16 protein-coding genes are annotated in these 17538 nt (G+C 67.1%); 10 read left to right on the forward strand and 6 right to left on the reverse strand.

Features of this window, described 5'->3' with window-relative positions; all coding sequences use genetic code 11:
• Positions 1-72 precede the first annotated feature (72 nt).
• From B7P44_RS24165 to ppk2, 5 genes are all read left to right on the forward strand, one after another.
• Positions 73-2193 (forward strand): peptidase domain-containing ABC transporter, encoded by a 2121-nt coding sequence (locus tag B7P44_RS24165; RefSeq protein WP_084908488.1) that lies wholly within the window; start codon positions 73-75, stop codon positions 2191-2193.
• On the forward strand, positions 2190-3194 hold the full coding sequence (locus tag B7P44_RS24170; protein ID WP_084908489.1) for a lysophospholipid acyltransferase family protein: 1005 nt from the start codon (positions 2190-2192) through the stop codon (positions 3192-3194). Before B7P44_RS24165 ends, B7P44_RS24170 begins: the two co-directional genes overlap by 4 nt.
• A 21-nt stretch (positions 3195-3215) precedes the next feature.
• Entirely contained in the window at positions 3216-4511 is a 1296-nt protein-coding gene (locus tag B7P44_RS24175) for an HlyD family secretion protein (protein WP_084908490.1), read from the forward strand.
• Between the two features lie 4 nt (positions 4512-4515).
• Positions 4516-5910, forward strand: a complete 1395-nt coding sequence (locus B7P44_RS24180) for an OmpW/AlkL family protein (RefSeq protein WP_084908491.1) — start codon at positions 4516-4518, stop codon at positions 5908-5910.
• A gap of 101 nt (positions 5911-6011) precedes the next feature.
• Positions 6012-6941: a polyphosphate kinase 2 gene (gene ppk2, locus B7P44_RS24185; protein WP_084908492.1), complete on the forward strand. Its 930-nt coding sequence runs from the start codon at positions 6012-6014 to the stop codon at positions 6939-6941.
• 51 nt (positions 6942-6992) lie between these two features.
• Here ppk2 and B7P44_RS24190 read toward each other — a convergent pair whose 3' ends face one another.
• From B7P44_RS24190 to B7P44_RS24205, 3 genes are all read right to left on the reverse strand, one after another.
• Positions 6993-8198, reverse strand: a complete 1206-nt coding sequence (locus B7P44_RS24190) for an IS110-like element ISBma3 family transposase (protein WP_133118027.1) — start codon at positions 8196-8198, stop codon at positions 6993-6995.
• Positions 8199-8443: 245 nt separating this feature from the next.
• Positions 8444-8734, reverse strand: coding sequence for an H-NS histone family protein (locus B7P44_RS24200; RefSeq protein ID WP_084908493.1), 291 nt, complete (start codon positions 8732-8734; stop codon positions 8444-8446).
• Positions 8735-9041: 307 nt separating this feature from the next.
• Complete coding sequence (locus B7P44_RS24205) at positions 9042-9629, reverse strand: IMPACT family protein (RefSeq protein ID WP_084908494.1); 588 nt, start codon at positions 9627-9629, stop codon at positions 9042-9044.
• A gap of 361 nt (positions 9630-9990) precedes the next feature.
• Between B7P44_RS24205 and B7P44_RS24210 the strand changes: the two genes are divergently transcribed.
• Entirely contained in the window at positions 9991-10692 is a 702-nt protein-coding gene (locus B7P44_RS24210; protein WP_084908495.1) for a pyridoxamine 5'-phosphate oxidase family protein, read from the forward strand.
• A 456-nt stretch (positions 10693-11148) separates the two neighbouring features.
• On the opposite strand, the gene B7P44_RS24215 is transcribed toward B7P44_RS24210, so the two are convergent.
• From B7P44_RS24215 to B7P44_RS37230, 3 genes are all read right to left on the reverse strand, one after another.
• On the reverse strand, positions 11149-12129 hold the full coding sequence (locus B7P44_RS24215) for an aldo/keto reductase (RefSeq protein ID WP_084908496.1): 981 nt from the start codon (positions 12127-12129) through the stop codon (positions 11149-11151).
• 101 nt (positions 12130-12230) lie between these two features.
• The gene (locus B7P44_RS24220; protein WP_084908497.1) at positions 12231-14432 is read right to left on the reverse strand and encodes a glycoside hydrolase family 3 C-terminal domain-containing protein; all 2202 of its coding nucleotides are present in this window, start codon (positions 14430-14432) and stop codon (positions 12231-12233) included.
• 679 nt (positions 14433-15111) lie between these two features.
• The gene (locus B7P44_RS37230; protein WP_167389822.1) at positions 15112-15285 is read right to left on the reverse strand and encodes a hypothetical protein; all 174 of its coding nucleotides are present in this window, start codon (positions 15283-15285) and stop codon (positions 15112-15114) included.
• Positions 15286-15568: 283 nt separating this feature from the next.
• Between B7P44_RS37230 and B7P44_RS24225 the strand changes: the two genes are divergently transcribed.
• From B7P44_RS24225 to B7P44_RS36635, 4 genes are all read left to right on the forward strand, one after another.
• Positions 15569-15832 (forward strand): hypothetical protein, encoded by a 264-nt coding sequence (locus B7P44_RS24225; protein ID WP_084908498.1) that lies wholly within the window; start codon positions 15569-15571, stop codon positions 15830-15832.
• A gap of 224 nt (positions 15833-16056) precedes the next feature.
• Positions 16057-16389, forward strand: coding sequence for a hypothetical protein (locus B7P44_RS24230; RefSeq protein ID WP_084908499.1), 333 nt, complete (start codon positions 16057-16059; stop codon positions 16387-16389).
• 180 nt (positions 16390-16569) lie between these two features.
• The gene (locus B7P44_RS24235; protein WP_084908500.1) at positions 16570-16962 is read left to right on the forward strand and encodes a TraR/DksA family transcriptional regulator; all 393 of its coding nucleotides are present in this window, start codon (positions 16570-16572) and stop codon (positions 16960-16962) included.
• Between the two features lie 25 nt (positions 16963-16987).
• The gene (locus B7P44_RS36635; RefSeq protein ID WP_133117892.1) at positions 16988-17233 is read left to right on the forward strand and encodes a hypothetical protein; all 246 of its coding nucleotides are present in this window, start codon (positions 16988-16990) and stop codon (positions 17231-17233) included.
• Positions 17234-17538 lie beyond the last annotated feature (305 nt).

Genomic DNA, 17538 nt, shown 5'->3' on the forward strand with positions numbered 1-17538 from the left:
CGCGCGACGCGCCACGGGCCCGCTTCGACGGGCTCCGGCGCTGCGTCGCCGCGTTCTGCGACTGCCCGACCCATGCTTTTCAAACCGCGTAAAGTCCGTCCGATCCTGCAGGACGAGGTGACGGAGTGCGGCCTGGCCTGCCTCGCGATGATCGCGTCGTGGCACGGGCGCGAGACGACGTTGCGCACGCTGCGCAACCGCTATCCGGTCAGGATCGATTCCGGCCTGTCGTTCTTCGACCTGATGGAGATCTCGAACGATCTCGGCCTGCGCGCGCGCGGGCTGCAGTTCGACGCGTCCGAGCTCGACGCGCTCAAGACGCCGTGCATCCTGCACTGGGGCATGAACCACTACGTCGTGTTGACGAAGGTCGGCTACGGCAGCGTGCACATCGTCGATCCGGCGCTCGGCGAGACGAAGCTGCCGCTCGCGCAGGCGCTCACGCACATCTCCGGCTACGCGCTGGAGCTGAATCCGGACATCGGCTTCACGCACGCGGGGCCGGCGGACCGCATCCGCCTGCGCGACTATCTCGAAGGGCTGACCGGCATCCGCAAGAGCCTCGCGATCGGCATCGCGGGCGGCGTGGCCGCGCAGCTCCTGCTGCTGCTCGGCCCGTCTTACGTGCAGCTGACGATCGACGAGGCGCTGAAGAAGACCGACGTCGACATCCTCACGCTGCTGACGATCGTGTTCGCGATCGTGTTCCTGTTCGACACGCTGTACGCGAACCTCGTCGGCAACATCAAGAGCTACCTGCGCAACATCGTGTCGCAGCAGCTGTCGTCGAACATGGTCGGCCATCTCGCGCGGCTGCCGATCGGCTACTACCTGTTCCACAACACCGGCGATTCGATCTCGCGTGTGTCGTCGGTGTCGGAGGTCGGGCGCTTTCTCATCGACGGCCTCGTCGGCGGGCTGCTCAACATCGTCACCTGCGTGCTGACGCTGGTGCTGATGCTGTACTACAGCCCGGTGCTGGCCGGCATCAGCGTCGCGGGGATGGCGCTGTTCGCGCTGAGCCGGCTCGCGATCCAGCCGCACCTGCAGGACGCGATGTCGCAGATCCTGACGCGCGGCGCGGAAGCCGACGCACTCCTGATCGAGAACATCCGCTCCGCGCATTCGATCAAGCTGCTGTCGGCCGAGACGGCGCGCAGCAGCCTGTGGGTCAACGCGTTCACGCAGAAGTTGCAGGCGATGCGCCAGCAGGAGCGGCTGCAGCTGATGTTCGACGCGATCTCGAAGGGGATCGTGCACGTCGAGCAGCTCGTGATCGTCACCTACGGCGCATGGCTCGTGATGCACGGCAAGAGCACGATCGGCGTGATCTACGCGTTCATTCAGTACAAGAACCTGTTCGCGGACAAGTTCATCGATTCGATCCAGCTCTACGTGCGCCGCAAGGTCCTGCAGGTGCACATGGACCGCGTCGCGGACGTGCTGCAGACCGAAACCGAGGAGCCGGCGCCGGATGCCGTGGTGAGTCCGGTCGACGGCTTCGACGGCGCGCTGTCGATCCGCGGCCTGTCGCACACGCCGAAGGGCGGCAACCGGCCGATCCTGCGCGGCATCGACTTCGACGTGCCGGCCGGCGGCAAGATCGCGATCGTCGGGCGCACCGGCAGCGGCAAGACGACGCTGCTGAACCTGATCTGCGGGCTGGTCCGGCCCGAGCCCGGCACGCTGCACGTGAGCGGCGTCGATCTCGCGGAAGTGAACCTGCGGCAATATCGCAAGCACCTGGCCGCGGTCACGCAGTCGGACCAGCTGTTCCGCGGCACGATCCGCGACAACATCACGAACTTCGCGCCTGCGCCGCGCATCGGCGCGATGTTCGACGCCGCGAAGCTCGCGTGCATCCACGACGAGATCGAGCGGCTCGACCATCGCTACGACACGCCGCTCGGCGATACGCAGAAGTTCCTGTCGGCCGGGCAGATGCAGCGGCTGCTGATCGCGCGGGCGCTGTATTGCGAGCCGCGGCTCCTGATCCTCGACGAGTTCTCGTCGAACCTCGACCAGGCGACGACGCACGAGATCTGCCGCAACGTGCTGACGCTGCCGTGCACGATCGTGCTCGTCACGCACGACGCGTCGATCCTGTCGATGGTCGACCGGATCTACCAGATGCACGACGGCGTGCTGACCGACGCGACGGCCGCGTGGCGTGCGCTCCAGGAGACGTCATGACACTTGCGCGGCTGTTCCTGTTCAACGCGTTCTCGTATGCGTACCTGGTCCGGCGCACCGTGCGCGCGCTCGCGCTGCGCACGTCGCCCGCGCGCGGGCTGCGGCTGATGCGCTGGTGTTCGGCCGCGTGCCTGCGCTGCTTCCCGTCGATCCGCGAGTCGATCGAGCGCGCGGTCGCGCACATGCTGAGCGGCCACCTGAACGACGATCCGCAGCGCGTGCGGCAGGTCGCGGCGGCGATCGTGCGCGAGCTGTTCGAGGCCGAGTTCGCGGGGCTCAAGCTGCGCACGCACAGCCTCGAATCGATGAAGGCGATGATCGACGCGATGACGTGCGAAGGCGACGCGCAACTGCGCGCGGCACTCGCGCGCGGCGGCCCGCTGATGCTCGCCGGGCTGCACTTCGGCAACCTGATGCTGTTCGTCACCAAGCTGCGCTTCCTGCTGCCCGCCGATCGCAAGCTGATCGTGGTCCTGCACAAGGACGCGCCGGGCGCGTTCTTCGACGACGCGCTGCGGCTCGTCGGCGAATACGGCGCGGGGCAGTGCGAGCTGATCGACATCGAGGAGCGCGTGCAGTTGCGGCGGCTGCTGACGAGCCTGCGCCGCGAGCAGCCGGTGTTCCTGCTGTTCTCCGACCTGCACGGCAAGTTCGGCAAGACCAACCGCTGCCGGCTCGGCGGCCGCTGGGTGCGGATGGCGGGCGGCGGCGTGAGGCTCGCGGTCGAGAACGGCATTCCGCTGCTCGTCGCGTATGCGACCGGCGTGCCGTTCCGCGATCGCTGCACCGTGCATTTCACCGAGCTGGAAACGCGCGCGCTCGCGCCGATGCTCGGCGCGCACGACGACGCGTCCCCGGTGCGCGCGACGCACCAGCGGATCGTGGACCGGCTCGAGCAGGCGCTCGTGCGCCAGCCCGAGCAATGGCATTTCTGGGAACACTTCACGCCTTACCTGATGCCGTCGCCGCTGCTCGATGCCGCCGCCCGCCGACATCCCTGACGCCCCTGACGAGCCGATTCCATGCCGACCCGGTATTCCGCCCTCCGAGAACAGAAGCCGTCGCGCAAGCTCGCGCGCGGCACGACGTTCGGCACCGTGATCAACGGCGTCGTCGACGTGCCGGTATCGATGCGATTCTTCTGCTACCTGTCGCTCGCGATGTTCGCGATGTTCGTGGCCGCGCTCGTCGAGCTGAGCTATGCGAACACCGAGAGCGTGTCCGGGATGCTGACGCCGCGCGCGGGCCTGATCGGCGTCGGCGCGCCGCCGGGCTGGGCGGTGCGCGAGGTGTACGTCGGCAAGGACCAGCACGTGAAGGCGGGGCAGCGGCTGCTCGCGGTGACGCGCGACACGAGCTTCGTCAGCCAGGCGAACAACGTGCAGGGGATGCGCGCGGCGCTCGCGCGCCAGCGCGTCGAGGTCACGCAGCAGATCGATGCGGCGCGGCTCGAATACCAGTCGTCGGTGCAGCAGATCAACCAGCAGATCGCCGCGCAGGGCGAGAGCCGCGCGCTGATCGACCGGCAGATCCAGGACCAGAAGCGCATCGTCGGCGAATACGGCGAGCGCCGCGACCGCGTGAAGCAGCTGCTCGACGAGCAGGTGGTGACGCTCGAGCAGTACAACCAGGTCAACACGCAGTACCTGCAGGCGAGCCAGGCATACCAGGATCTGCTGCTGCGGCGCGCGGAGCTCGCGAAGAACGCGATGAAGCTGCGCGGCGACCTGGAAACGATGCAGAGCAAGTACGACGGCGCGAACGCGGAGCTGAAGATCAAGCAGGAAGAGCTGAACTCGAAGGAATACAACATCGATGAGAGCGTCAACCACGTGCTGTATGCGCCGGCGGACGGGCAGATCGTCCGGCTCGACGTCGTGCAGGGCGGCGTGATCGACCCGAGCGGCACGCGCGTCGTCGAGATCCTGCCGGCGAAGGCCGACGGGCTGATCGCCGAGGTGTACATCCCGTCGTCGAAGGCCGGCTTCGTCAAGCCGGGGCAGGAAGTGAAGGTCGCGTATGCGAGCTATCCGGTCGAGAAGTTCGGCACGTATCGCGGCAAGGTGCTGTCGATCTCGCCGGTCGCGTTTTCGGCGAAGGAGCTGAACCTGCCCGGCGACACCGCCGCGCCGCAGACCTACTTCAAGACCTGGGTCGAGCTCGCCGACCGCACGCCGTCGTTCGAAGGCAAGGCGCTCGCGCTGAAGGCCGGGATGATGCTGAAGGCCGACGTCGTGCTCGAACGGCGCAGCCTGCTCGAATGGCTGTTCGAGCCGCTGTACCGGATGCGCCAGCGCATGTTCGGCGCGCCGGCCTGACCCGATGGCGAGCCGCGACAAGTGCATCCGGCGCCGCCGGCGCCAGGGCTGGACGCGTCCGCTGTCGTGCTGGCTCGGCGCGACGCTGTTCGCGTGCGGGGGGGCGGCCGCGCACGCCGCGCCGTCGCCCGACGGCGGCGACACGCGCTGGCAGGCGGGCGCGGACGGCATCGGGTTCTGGCCGGGCGGCGACGCGGACGGGTTCGACGCGTCTTCGTGGCGCACGGACGGCGCGCCGGCGCGCATGAGCGGCGGCGCGGCCGCGCAGGGCGGACCGCCGCCCGCGCCGCTGAGCGCGGGCACGATCACGCTCGGCCGGCACGCCGCGCAGCCGGGCCGTCGCGCGTGCGGCGTGGCGCGGGACGAAGGCGCGGACGGCATCGGCTTCGACCCCGACGTGACGGACGCCGGCGCCTGCGGCGCGGCGGCGGCGCGCGACGATGCACGTGACGCTCCGCCGGCCGGCGTCGTGCACGCGGACCGGATGCCGTACGAGCTGCACCCGATCGATCCTTCGCGGCTGCCGGACCTGCCCGCCGCGCAGGCGCCGTCGCTGCTGGAGCAATTGACCGGCGACGACCGCAACATGGTCGGCCTCGGCTGGCACTTCGTCGCGACGACCGGCCGCTCGACCCCCGTCACGACGCACACCGATGCGCTCGGCCTGAACAGCTTCGAGAACCGCGGCTCGAGCCTGTCGCTCGACAACACGAACACGCTTGCGTTCACGTTCACGCATTTCTTCAGCGAAAACTGGGCGACCGAAATCGGCGGGGGCATTCCGCCCGTGCTGACGTTGCGCGGACGCGGCAGCATCGGGCTGCCGCTCGACCGGATCTTTCCGGGCGTCAAGGGGCGGCTGCCGCTGATCGATCTCGCCAATCCGGACAGCAATCCGCTCGCGACGACGCGCGCGTGGCTCGCCTCCGTCGTGTTCAAGTACTACCTTGGCGAGCGCGACGACCGGTTCCGGCCGTTCGCGGGCCTCGGCGTCAGCTATACGCGGTTCACGAACACCAACCTGAATCCGGTGTTCCAGCGCAAGCTCGCGTCGCTCGGCGGGCTGCTCGGGGCGGGCGCGGACATCGGCAGTCTGCAGGGGCTGCTGCTCGATCCCGCGTGGTTCCAGCGGGTGTGGAACGCCGGCGGCGACCTGCTGCTGTCGGGCCGCACCAACGTGTCGGCGAAGGTGAAGAGCGTATGGGAGCCCGTGTTCATGCTGGGCGCGAGCTATCAGGTCACGCGCCGCTTGTGGATCACGGGGATGGTCACGTACATCCCGCTGCGCACGAAGATCACGCTGAACATCAGCCAGCAGAACCGGACGCTCGCGTCGAATACGTTCGACATTTCGGCGAATCCGGTGCTGGCGACCGTGCTGCTCAATTTCCGCTTCTGAGCGGGCGGCGCCACGTCGCGTGCTGACATGTGGCTTTCATCATTCCGGCATGCCGGCCTGCGATAATGGCGTCGTTTCGCTGCGTCACGGAAGGAGGCCCCATGAGCGACAACGACACCCGACTCGATATGGAATCGATCGAGGCACGCCAACGCCGGCTCGAGGAAGATCTCGTCGACGCGTACGACGAGGAACTCGAGATGGAACTCGACGATCGTCGCTTCGACGACGACGACTTGCTGTTTTCGCCGGAGCGGCGCGAGCAGCGCAAGCAGTATTTCCGCGAGCTGTTCCGGCTGCAGGGCGAGCTGGTCAAGCTGCAGGACTGGGTCGTGAGCACCGGGCACCGGCTCATCGTGATCTTCGAGGGGCGTGACGCGGCGGGTAAGGGCGGTGCGATCAAGCGCATCACGCAGCGCCTGAATCCGCGCGTATGCCGGGTGGCGGCGCTGCCCGCGCCCAGCAACCGCGAGCGCACGCAATGGTATTTCCAGCGCTACGTCGCACATCTGCCGGCCGGCGGCGAGATCGTGCTGTTCGACCGCAGCTGGTACAACCGGGCCGGCGTCGAACGTGTGATGAATTTCTGCACTGACGACGAGTACGAGGAGTTTTTCCGTTCGGTGCCGGAATTCGAGAAGATGCTGGTGCGCAGCGGCATCCAGATCGTGAAGTACTGGTTTTCGATCACCGACCCCGAACAGGAGCGGCGCTTCCAGAACCGCATCGAAGATCCGCTGAAGCAGTGGAAGCTGAGCCCGATGGACCTGGAAAGCCGGCGCCGCTGGGAGGCGTACACGGCGGCGAAGGAAGAGATGCTCCAGCGCACGCATATTCCCGAGGCGCCCTGGTGGGTCGTGCAGGCGGTCGACAAGAAGCGTGCACGGCTGAACTGCATCCACCATCTGCTGAGCCAGGTGCCGTACCACGATATCCCGCGCTCGCCGATCGACCTGCCGCAGCGCGAGCATCACGAGGACTACATCCGCCGGCCGGTGCCGGAGGACATGATCGTCCCCGACGTCTATTGAGCGCGGCGTCGGCCGCGTGCGCCGCCTGGGGGGGTGCCCCTATGTCCTTCGTCAAGCGTTAGGGGCTGACTTGGGTTGGTAAATGGTGCCGTCGCGCAGCATGGCGAACAGGACGTCACAGCGTCGCCGTGCCAGCGCGATGAGCGCTTGGTTGTGGCGCTTGCCCTGCTGGATCTTGCGGGCGTAGTAAGCCCGCGAGACGGGGTCTCGCAAGGCTGCGAAGGCGGATAGGAACAAGGCGCGCTTGAGCACCTTGTTGCCGCGCCTGGACGGATGCTCACCGCGGATGGATGAGCCAGAGCGTCGGGTGACCGGGGCAAGGCCAGCGTAGGCCGCCAGGTGGGCAGCCGAAGCAAAGGCTTTGTGAGCGACTTCGGTCAGGAGTCTGGCGGCGGTCCTGACGCCGACTCCCGGCATGCTAGTCAGGACCGGCCAAAGAGGGTGAGCAAGCACCAGTCGCTCAACTTCGGCAGCGATCTCGTCGCGTTGCTTACGCAAGGCCGCAAGCTGCTGGGCTAAACGGGGCATGACGATGGTGGCGGCTTGCGTGCCGGGTACGGTCACGGCCTGTTCGCTCAGTGCCTGGACGATCTCAGCCGCCAAGCCTTTGCCCATGCGCGGCGCGAGCTTGGTGAGGCGATTGGCGAGCGTTTTCTCGCTGGTGGCGGCAAGCGCGGCGGGCGACGGGTAGCGCTCAAGCAGATCGAGCACCGCTGGATGGTCGAGGCGTGGTCCGAGAACACGTTCGAGAGCGGGATGGATCTGGGTGAGCAAGCCGCGAATGCGGTTGCTGGTTTGAGTGACCTGGGCGGCGAGATCATCGTCGAAGCCACACAGCATGGTGAGCTCGGCGAGCTGCTCGTCGGCCAATCGAAGCGAGCGCAGCGTATGCGGCATCGAGCGAGCGGCTTCGGCAATGATCGCGGCGTCGCGGGCATCGGTCTTGGCTTCGCCGGCGTGCAGATCAGCGATGCGGCGCATGGCCAGTCCGGGCAGATAGGCGACGAGCACGCCTTCGGCGCGGGCGACGGCTACAGGAAGCGCACCGATGGTAGAAGGCTGATCGACGACGAACAGCAGTCGACCGTGAGTCTTGAGCTCGGTGATGAGGGCTCGCAGCTTGACCTCGTCGTTGGGTAGCGCCTTGTTGTACAGACGCTTGCCGTTCCGATCGAGCGCGACGGCGTGATGCTGGCCTTTACCGACGTCGACGCCAATGAAGACATCGACGACGTCATGTTGTTGGGTTTCTTGCATCGCGGTTTATGCAGAGTGAACGGATTGGCCTGCAACAACGGTGGCAAGTCTCGGCATCCACGTTACGGACGGCGTCGGGATATCCCGGCCAAACCCCTATCAGCGATCACCAGCCACCCACCAGGCCCGGTGACAACACCCCCCGGATCATGACTGCGACTGGGGGCGGGAATCATGCCGGGCCTGGCTGGCCAAAACCCCGATTATCGGGGCGTGAAGATAGTAACGGGGCGGCGCGGCGGCCGTTACTCCCGGATCAGGAACGCTGACCGGTCGCGCCCGACGATCCACGACGGCGCGCGCCCGCGTCCGCTCCAGGTCGCGCCAGTCACCGGATCGCGGTATTTGGCGCCGACCGTGAACAGTTTCGCTCGGTCGCTGTAGCCTTGTCCGAAGATTTCCCGCGCGGTCAGCGCATAGCTCGTGACCAGCTGGCGCGTCTGCGTCAGCGCGTCGTTGCGCTCGTTGCGGCGAGCCGCCCTGATTCGCTCATCGAGTTCCGCAAGCTGGGCTTGTAGTTTCTGAATGGTCTGCATGCGTCGTTATTCCGTCGCTGATATTCGATTATTGATGACGCTTCATGCGGATCCCCGCCCGTCGGCGTGCCCGGCCAAGGCACGCCAGCCGGCTTGCCGGCGAAACGTTTGCGCGGCGACGATCCGGAAAACGGGATGAGATTAAATATCCGCAAGTAATTTTTCTATGGGACTTTTCCGAAATTTCGGGAAAATCGACCGGATTGCCCCGGTCTGACGCAAATTGCTGCAGTGCGGAGAGGGAGATCGACGGGCTGTACGGGCCGGATGCCGAGTGGAGCGGGAGGCGCGGCGATGGCGCCCGTGCTCAGAGTTCGGGGAAACCCGAGCGGCCTTGCGTGAGGTCGAACAGGGTGGTGCGCGCGTCGGCCTCGGCGGTGACCGGCAGGCGGATCACGAGGCGCACGGTCATTCCGTAGGCGCTGTCGGCCAGTTCGTAGCCGGCCTGCTCGATCCAGCGGCGCACGCGCGCTTCGTCCGGATAGCCGATTTCGATCGCGAGCTGCGTGCGGCGGATGCGTTCGACGCGTTCGGCGTCGAGCAGCGCCGACGCGATTGCATCGGTGTACGCGCGCACGAGCCCGCCCGCGCCGAGCTTGACGCCGCCGTAGTAGCGCACGACCGCGCCCAGCACGCCGTCGAGATCATGGTGGCGCAGCACCTCGAGGATCGGCCTGCCCGCGGTGCCGGACGGCTCGCCGTCGTCCGACATGCCTGACTGGCCGCCGGCGAGCAGCGCCCAGCAGACGTGCGTCGCGGTCGGGTGTTCGTCGCGCAGGCGCTGCAGCGCCTGCATGGCGGCGTCGCGGTCTTCGACGGGGATGGCGTGCGCGATGAAGCGGCTCTTGCGGATTTCGAGCTCGCGGGTGTAGGCGGTGGCGAGTGAGTAGGTCATATCCTGTATGCCGGGAAACCAACGGATGGATTCGGCGGCATGGGTACGGAAGCGTGCGGGCAGCGGGCGCCTGCACGCGGTGCATCGGTCTAAAAAAAGCAATTTTACCGCGGCGTGCGGCGATGCATTCCATTGCAGCATGCGCAGGCGAACGCCGGGATCGGTGCCTGATAGTCGCTCCTGGCATCTTGCCCTGGTCGATGCGAATCCACCCTTGCCGTATGAGTCGATATCGAGCAGGAGGAAACCACGCGGAGTAGTTGCTCATGGCCCTAAAAACTCGATCGATCCTGGATCTACAATCAGAGCCACGCTTGCCCTATCGTGGCGCCTTTCACGAATACCTGAGAGGATTCCCGCCGTGACCGTCACCGAAACAACGCCGCCTTCCGCGCGCACCCGCATCCGCCGCATCGCCAAGCTCGGCCGATATGACCGCGCGACGCTACACGCGATCGTCGATGCGGCGTATATGTGCCATGTCGCGTTCGCCGACGAACACGGCGTGCACTGCATTCCGACCGCGTGCTGGCGCGATGGCGATCATCTTTACATCCACGGCTCGAACGGCAGCCGCATGCTGAAGCTGGCGACCGACGGCGCGCAGGTGTGCGTGACGATCACGCATCTGGACGGGCTGGTGCTCGCGCGCGCGGCGTTCGAGCATTCGATGAACTATCGCTCGGCCGTGATCTACGGCGCGTTCGAGGTAGTGGCGGGCGAGGCCAAGGCCGCGGCGCTCGATACGTTCTTGGAACGGCTTGCGCCGGGTCGTTCACATGAGGTGCGCCCGGGCGATGCCAGCGAGCTGGCCGCAACCACCGTGCTGCGCATCGCGCTGGAGGAGGCCGCGTGCAAGGTCCGCTCGGGCGGACCGGAGGATGACGACGCCGATCTGTCGTTGCCGGTGTGGGCGGGCGTGCTGCCGTTGGCATTGCAACCGATGGCGCCGATCGTCGACGCCGCGCCTACGGGGACGCCCGAGTATGTGAAACGGTGGCATGCGCTCGCGGAACAGATGAAACAGCGATGCTCCGTCGATGACGTCGCGTCCGGGTGTTGATTGGTCGCAGCGGCGCATGGAAGAAAATCGTGGAGAAGTGAAGCGGGGCTTAGGTGCGGACGCTCGGCGTTCGCATATGGCAGCGTTCTCGAACAGCAACTCACTTGATGAAACACCTGGCCGCGCCCACCGACCATCGTCGAGCGCCCGCGCCTAAGCCGTATTGGGGAAGGAGGGCGCGCGGCAGGCGGTGGTGACTACTCATCCACGCACTCCGAACAAACAAAGGGAATCACCACAGATACCGCGCCATTGAAGAATACCTGTTGAAACCTTCTTGACCAATCGGACGAGACTGAAAATACGGGCGGAAAAAAGAGCGAGGGGGCGCTGCCCAACGGAAAACGAGCGTGAATCTGCGGGTTTCCATCGGGCAAGCGCAACGCATAACGATCGGGGCCGACCGTCCTGCGCCGGGCGGCGGCCCGCACGCAGGAACGGCCGGCTGTGCGCCGCCTACTCGTGCCCCGCAACCGCGTGCGGCACGTACGGCGTTTCGAGCGTGGCGATCTCTTCGGCGCTCAGTTCGAGCGACAGCGCCGCGACTGCGTCGTCGAGATGCTGGGCCTTCGATGCCCCGATGATCGGCGCGGTCACGCCGGACTTCTGGAGCAGCCACGCGAGCGCCACCTGCGCGCGCGGCACGTTGCGCGCACGCGCGATCGTCGCGACGGCTTCGACGATCGCGCGATCGTTGTCGGCGTACGCTTCGTAAAGCGTCTTGCCGTAGACATCGCTCTGCAGCCGCTCGCTCGACGCATCCCAGTCGCGTGTGAGCCGGCCGCGCGCGAGCGGGCTCCACGGCAGCACCGCGATGCCCTGGTCCGCGCACAGCGGCAGCATCTCGCGCTCTTCCTCGCGATACAGCAGGTTCAGGTGATCCTGCATGCTGACGAACTGCGTCCAGCCGTTCAGCTTCGACGTGTAGAGCGCCTTGCTGAACTGCCACGCGTGCATCGACGACGCGCCGATATAGCGCGCCTTGCCGGCCTTCACGACGTCGTGCAGCGCCTCGAGCGTTTCCTCGATCGGCGTGTGGTAGTCCCAGCGGTGGATCTGGTAGAGATCGACGTAATCGGTGCCGAGACGCTTGAGGCTATGGTCGATCTCGGTGAGGATGGCCTTGCGCGACAGGCCCGCGCCGTTCGGGCCGGGGCGCATGCGGTGGAATACCTTGGTCGCGATCACGACGTCGTCGCGTTTCGCGAAGTCGCGCAGCGCACGGCCGACGATCTCTTCGGACGTGCCGTCCGAATACATGTTGGCGGTGTCGAAGAAGTTGATGCCGGCGTCGAGCGCCTGGCGGATGAACGGACGGCTCGCGGCTTCGTCGAGCGTCCACGGATGCGTGCCGCGTTCGGGCACGCCGTAAGTCATGCAGCCGAGACACAGACGCGAAACCTGCAGCCCTGTGGAACCGAGCCTGACATATTCCATTGCTGATGCTCCTTGCGATTTTCCGGATGGACGTTCGCCGCGCGCCCACGCGCGGCGAACCCTCGCAAGTGTATTACCGCGCGCGAAAATGCGTCGGGCGCTCAGCTCCCTTGCAGTCGGATGTCGCGCGACGATGTCCCGACGAACACCGTCCCGCCCGGCACGTAGCGCCAGCCGTTGCGCGACGCGTCCCACACGCTCTGCATCCGCGGCGGGACGGTGATGCGCACGCGCCGCGCTTCGCCCGGGTTCAGGTCGATCTTCTCCCAGCCGACCAGGCGGCGCGGCGGCTCGTCCTTGTACGGCACGCCGAGATAGACCTGCGGCACGTCCGCGCCGGCCACGGGCCCGTCGTTGCGCACGGTGAACGACACGCCGAGCGAGCCGTCGCGCTGCCGCGACACGGACAGCCCCGAGTACGAGAAGTGCGTGTACGACAGGCCATAGCCGAACTCGAACATCGGCTTGATGTTGTTGGCGTCGTACCAGCGATAGCCCATGTTCAGCCGTTCCGCGTAAACAGGATCGTTGTCGAACGCGCCGCCCGCTTTCCAGGTCGGCGAGTCCTGGTCGCGTGCGGGGAACGTGACGGGCAGCCTGCCGGACGGGTTGACCTTGCCGAACAGCACGTTCGCGATCGCGCTGCCGCCGCCTTCGCCCGGATACCACGCCTCGACGATCGCGGCGACGCGGTCTTTCCACGGCATCAGCACCGGATTGCCGCTCTGGACCACGACTACCGTATGCGGATTCGCGCGCGCGACGGCGTCGACGAGCGCGTCCTGGTTCGACGGATTCGCGAGGGCGAGGCTCTGCAGGTCGCCGAAGTCCTCGCCGGCCGGCTGCGCGACCACGACGATCGCGACGTCGGAGCGGGCCGCGAGCGCGGCCGCCTGGTCGATCTCCTGCTGCGTGTAGGCGCGGAAGGGCGCTTGCTGGTCGCTGTTGCCCGCGAACGTGACCTGCGCGGCGGGCGCGAGCGCACGAATCGCCGCGACGATCGGCACGTCGACCTTCAGCCATGGGTTGCGCCACCAGCTGCAGCCGGCCGACGCGCCGAACGCGAGGCCGCCGCAGCCCGCGAACGAACCCGTGACCGGGTTGCGCGTGTTACCGGAGCCGCCTCCCGACAGCACGGCCGCATCGGCATGGCCGCCGATCACCGCGATCCGCGCGAGCGCGGCGGCGGCGAGCGGCAACTGATTGCCGTCGTTCTTCAGCAGGACGATCGACCGCTCGGCGGCCCCCTGCGCGAACCGGCCGGCGGCCGCGAAGTCGATCGCGCCGCCGCCCTTGGGCGGATCGTCCATCACGCCGGTGCGGATCATCACGAACAGCTTGCGCCGCACCATGTCGTCGAGGCGTGCCGTCGACACCGAGCCATTCGCGATCGCCTGCTTGACCGCCGCCGGCGTGAGGTACACGCTCGGGCCGACGTCTTCCTCTTCGTCGAGCCCCGCGTTGACCGCCTTCGCGGTGCTGTGCGTCGCGCCCCAGTCGGACTGCACTTGTCCTTCGAAGCCCCACTCATTCTTCAGCACGTCGTTCAACAGATGCGCGTTCTCGCACGCATAGTCGCCGTTCAGCCGGTTGTAGCTGCACATCACGCTGCCGGGCCGCGCGCGTTTCGCGGCGATCTCGAACGGCAGCAGATAGAGCTCGCGCAGCGTGCGCTCGTCGATCTGACTGTTGCCGCCCATCCGGCCGTGTTCCTGCTCGTTGCCGGCGTAATGCTTGATGGTCGCGATGACCTTGTGCCGCTGCGTGGCGAGCGTGCGTTCGGCGAGCAGCTCGCCGGCGAGCAGCGGGTCCTCGCCGAGATACTCGAACAGCCGGCCGCCGCGCGGCTCGCGCGCAAGGTTGGTGCCACCGCCGAGGCCCATCCCGAATCCTTGCGCGCGCAATTGGATCGCAACCTGCGCGCCGTAGTCGTAGGCGAGGCGGCGATCCCAGCTCGCGGCGACGGCGAGCGTCGCCGGGAACGTCGTGCTTGCCTGCGACGTGCTGCCCGAGCCCGTCGCCGAATCGACCATGTTCAGGTCGGGGATGCCGAGGCGCGGCACGCCCTGGATGTAGCCGGCGCCGCCGCCGGGCACCTTCGACATCTCGTATTGCGAATGAATGAAGCGGAGTTTCTCGTCGAGCGTCATTTTGCGCACGAGCGCGTCCGCGCGCCGGTGCGCGGCGCTCGACGTGAACGAGTCGACGCTGTCGGACGCGTTGCCGAAATCGGCCGCGCCGGCACAGGCGCTGCCGCAGAAAGCCACCGCCAGTGCGGCGGCTGACCAGAAAGTTGCCCCCATGTTGCTGTCTCCATGATCGTGATGCCGGTTGTTCGGGTGAGGTCACGAGCTGCGCGCGTCCGGTGGAATCGCACCGGGTGCTTCCGGCCGGCGATGCAGGGTGGCTTCCGTGTCGGCATGCCGGGCCGGGCAGGGGATCGGAACGGCCGGTTAGGCACGGCCGGTTAGGCACGATCGGTCGCGTGTCGCCGGATCGGGTGTAGCGATCCTCTGCAGCGACCAATGGTATGAATGTAGTTTGACTACAGCATCGGTGTTTATACCGATACGTCCGATTTTTTGCGTGGCTGCCGTGCGCAGCAACGAAGAAGCAGTCAACGTTCCCGGTAGGGCGTCGCGCGCGACGTAAGAAGTACCGGCGCGAACGGCATGCGGCTGGCGTTGCGACTCGCGCGCGAACCGCGCCTTCTCGATCGGGAATCGTATGGGGCAGCCGACATCGCCGCGACGATCGCGCGCGTGATGGACGACGCCGGGCTGCGCGCACGGCATCGAGGATGCGCGCAGCTTCAGCTGGCGGGCGTCCGCTCACGCGCTGCTCGGAATCGTGCTCCGCAGCGAATGAACGCCGTCCGGCGTTGAAGTGTCCGGCGGCGCGTCGCAACGCAGGACGCATCCAGATTCATTGGCAGTCCATGACAATGAAATCGGAAACCGGCGCGGACGATGCGCACGGCCGTCAGCCCGGCGACGCTGATGCGTCGGCATGCGGTGCGCCGGGAGCAGCCTCCTTCGGCTGCGCATCCGGCGCGACGGTGACGCTTGACGGCTGGATGGCGTGCTGGATCGTCGGCACGACCATCGTCGGAAAGAGGGCTGCGAGCGCGACCCAGATGATGACGCCGAAAACCATGGCTGCCTCCCGCGTGTCGAGCAAAGGGCACGCACAAAGAAGGCACGCGCACTCGTCCGCACGAATCGCGCGTGCGATATGTCCTAATCGTCCCACTCTACGGCGCAGTTTTATGCAGGGGATTGATCGACCTCAAGCCGCCGTGCGTCAGACGATTGCGCTTCGCCTGTCATCGGGTTGACGATAGACGGTCAGACTTCCGTCAAACGGGGTTCCTACACTCGCAGGGTCAACGGCGCGCGAGCGTGACGATGAAACTCGCGCGTCGACACCGGAGCCGACGATGGCATGCAACGATGAGGACGAACGCGAGCTGCGGCATGTCGCGGCGATGATCGACGAGCTGTCGCGCGTCGACGTCCGCGAGCGGTCCGGCACGACCACGGTGCTGCACCCCGCGTATTGGCGCACGCGCCTCGACGCGATCCGCGAGCGGCTGCATGCGGGCGGCCGTGCGGCGACGCTGGCGCAGACGCTGTGCGAGCGTCTCGACGAACTTGAACGAAAGCAATGGCGCGACGGTCCGAACAGAAGGCGCAAACGTTAGCGTGCGCGGTGCGGTCCGCATGCATGGCGCACGATACGCATTGCGCTTATCGAACGCGGGATGCGAGGCCGGTCTCGACAAGCACATCGTCGGCCAATCCGGTGTTGTGGAAAGCACTCACTGTTCCGCGGAAATCATTCACGTCAAACTGCGCAGCACGGTTCGCGTCGTGACTTTCGTGCCAGAAGGCACGGCGCGCCATTCGTCACGAGGAGCTCGTCAAGATGCTGACCCCGCACGAATTTTCCACGCTGCTGCTGGTCGCTCACGCGCCGCAGCATGTCGATTGCTTCAGTCCCGATTTCGACGCGCTCGTCGCGCAGTCGTTTGTCGAACTCGTTTCCGATACGCCGGGCGAAGCGCCGCATCCGGCGCTGACGCTGCAGGGCTGCGGCCTGCTGGCGCGCATCGGCGTCGACACGTCCCGGCATCCGTCGACCGGCGTGCAGGGCGCGAGTCGCGAAGTCCGGCGCCTCGCCGCACGCAGCGCAGCACGCCAATGCGAAACGATTTCGCGTCGGTCCCCGCTTTTCGCGAACGAAGCCCGCTACACGTGAGGTCGGTCAACACGCGCCTGCGCATTGGGTTTATGCTGCGTCGAAAGCGTCCGGCGATGTTTGGGATCGGACGCTGAAGCGGGCAGGCGGCCGGCGTTGCGCACAGCGCGCCGCGCCCGGATGTCATGCCGCCGGCCGCGTTCTTCCGCCACAGGCGGAACCCGAACAAGGAGAACGACGATGGCGCTCGACGAACGCGAATGGCAAACCCTGCATCGACGGTTGACCGAGTGCGAGCAGACGCTGCGTGCGGAGATTCGCGCGAGCGAACACCAGCGCGCGTCGGAGTCGTATGCGGACCTGGCCGGCGCGGCGCCCGACGAGGGCGACGAAGCGAACGCCGACCTGTTCGTCGACGTCGATCATGCGTTGATCGGCATGAAGCTGGCGGAGCTGCGCGCGGTTGCGCGCGCATTGCAGCGGATGCGCGACGGCAGCTATGGCGATTGCGTGGACTGCGATGCGCCCGTCGGCTACGAACGCCTGCTTGCGCGGCCGACCGCGGAGCGCTGCACCATCTGCCAGAAGCTTCACGAGCGGCGGTACGCGACGGGCACGCGCCCGTCGCTCTGACGCCGCACCTCGTCCACGCGCCGGCGTGTGTCGGCTCAACCGGGGTGACGCGACGCGAACGACTTCAGCTATCTCACCGGCAACATCAGGGCGCACGTCGACGATTCGGGAACTGCCGCTCTACATCCGGCTGATGGGCAACCGCGTGCCGATCCGCGTGGAGCAGATCGCGCTGGACCGCACCGGGCCGGTGTCATTCGTCACCCACTACGACTTTTCCGCGACGACGATCGCCGAGATGCAGGCGCGCCGCGATGCGGCCGCGGCCTGACTGCGCGGCGCGCAAATCGATCCGGCGGTAACGCAACCGCGCGCCCCGGTCCATACTGAAGGTGTCGTGCCGGGCGCCGTGCGGACCGATCGTCGCGCCGTCGGCCGGCGGGCGCCGCCGCCCGCGTTCCGGCACGACCTCGGCGTGCCGAGGGGCTGTCCCCGCGGACACAGCGTCGGCGCACGCGCGTTGCCGCCCGGATTCCTGCACCGATGGCGCTGCCGGCGTAGGATGGGATCGGTCGCCCGGCGTTCGTCGTCAACGCGCCGGGCGGGCAGGCGCCGCCGCGTGGCGCGCGGCGCGAT

The sequence above is a fragment of the Burkholderia ubonensis subsp. mesacidophila genome, from assembly GCF_002097715.1.
Taxonomy (GTDB): Bacteria; Pseudomonadota; Gammaproteobacteria; order Burkholderiales; family Burkholderiaceae; genus Burkholderia; species Burkholderia mesacidophila.

What these genes read in the sequence shown, in the direction of transcription:
- B7P44_RS24215 (WP_084908496.1), bottom strand. Translation starts at nt 12,129, where the DNA reads ATGGAATATGTCAGGCTCGGTTCCACAGGGCTGCAGGTTTCGCGTCTG.
- B7P44_RS24200 (WP_084908493.1), bottom strand. Translation starts at nt 8,734, where the DNA reads ATGCAGACCATTCAGAAACTACAAGCCCAGCTTGCGGAACTCGATGAG.
- B7P44_RS24165 (WP_084908488.1), top strand. Translation starts at nt 73, where the DNA reads ATGCTTTTCAAACCGCGTAAAGTCCGTCCGATCCTGCAGGACGAGGTG.
- B7P44_RS24220 (WP_084908497.1), bottom strand. Translation starts at nt 14,432, where the DNA reads ATGGGGGCAACTTTCTGGTCAGCCGCCGCACTGGCGGTGGCTTTCTGC.
- B7P44_RS24175 (WP_084908490.1), top strand. Translation starts at nt 3,216, where the DNA reads ATGCCGACCCGGTATTCCGCCCTCCGAGAACAGAAGCCGTCGCGCAAG.
- B7P44_RS24225 (WP_084908498.1), top strand. Translation starts at nt 15,569, where the DNA reads ATGGCATGCAACGATGAGGACGAACGCGAGCTGCGGCATGTCGCGGCG.
- B7P44_RS37230 (WP_167389822.1), bottom strand. Translation starts at nt 15,285, where the DNA reads ATGGTTTTCGGCGTCATCATCTGGGTCGCGCTCGCAGCCCTCTTTCCG.
- B7P44_RS24180 (WP_084908491.1), top strand. Translation starts at nt 4,516, where the DNA reads ATGGCGAGCCGCGACAAGTGCATCCGGCGCCGCCGGCGCCAGGGCTGG.
- B7P44_RS24170 (WP_084908489.1), top strand. Translation starts at nt 2,190, where the DNA reads ATGACACTTGCGCGGCTGTTCCTGTTCAACGCGTTCTCGTATGCGTAC.
- B7P44_RS24205 (WP_084908494.1), bottom strand. Translation starts at nt 9,629, where the DNA reads ATGACCTACTCACTCGCCACCGCCTACACCCGCGAGCTCGAAATCCGC.
- B7P44_RS24190 (WP_133118027.1), bottom strand. Translation starts at nt 8,198, where the DNA reads ATGCAAGAAACCCAACAACATGACGTCGTCGATGTCTTCATTGGCGTC.
- B7P44_RS24230 (WP_084908499.1), top strand. Translation starts at nt 16,057, where the DNA reads ATGCTGACCCCGCACGAATTTTCCACGCTGCTGCTGGTCGCTCACGCG.
- B7P44_RS24235 (WP_084908500.1), top strand. Translation starts at nt 16,570, where the DNA reads ATGGCGCTCGACGAACGCGAATGGCAAACCCTGCATCGACGGTTGACC.
- ppk2 (WP_084908492.1), top strand. Translation starts at nt 6,012, where the DNA reads ATGAGCGACAACGACACCCGACTCGATATGGAATCGATCGAGGCACGC.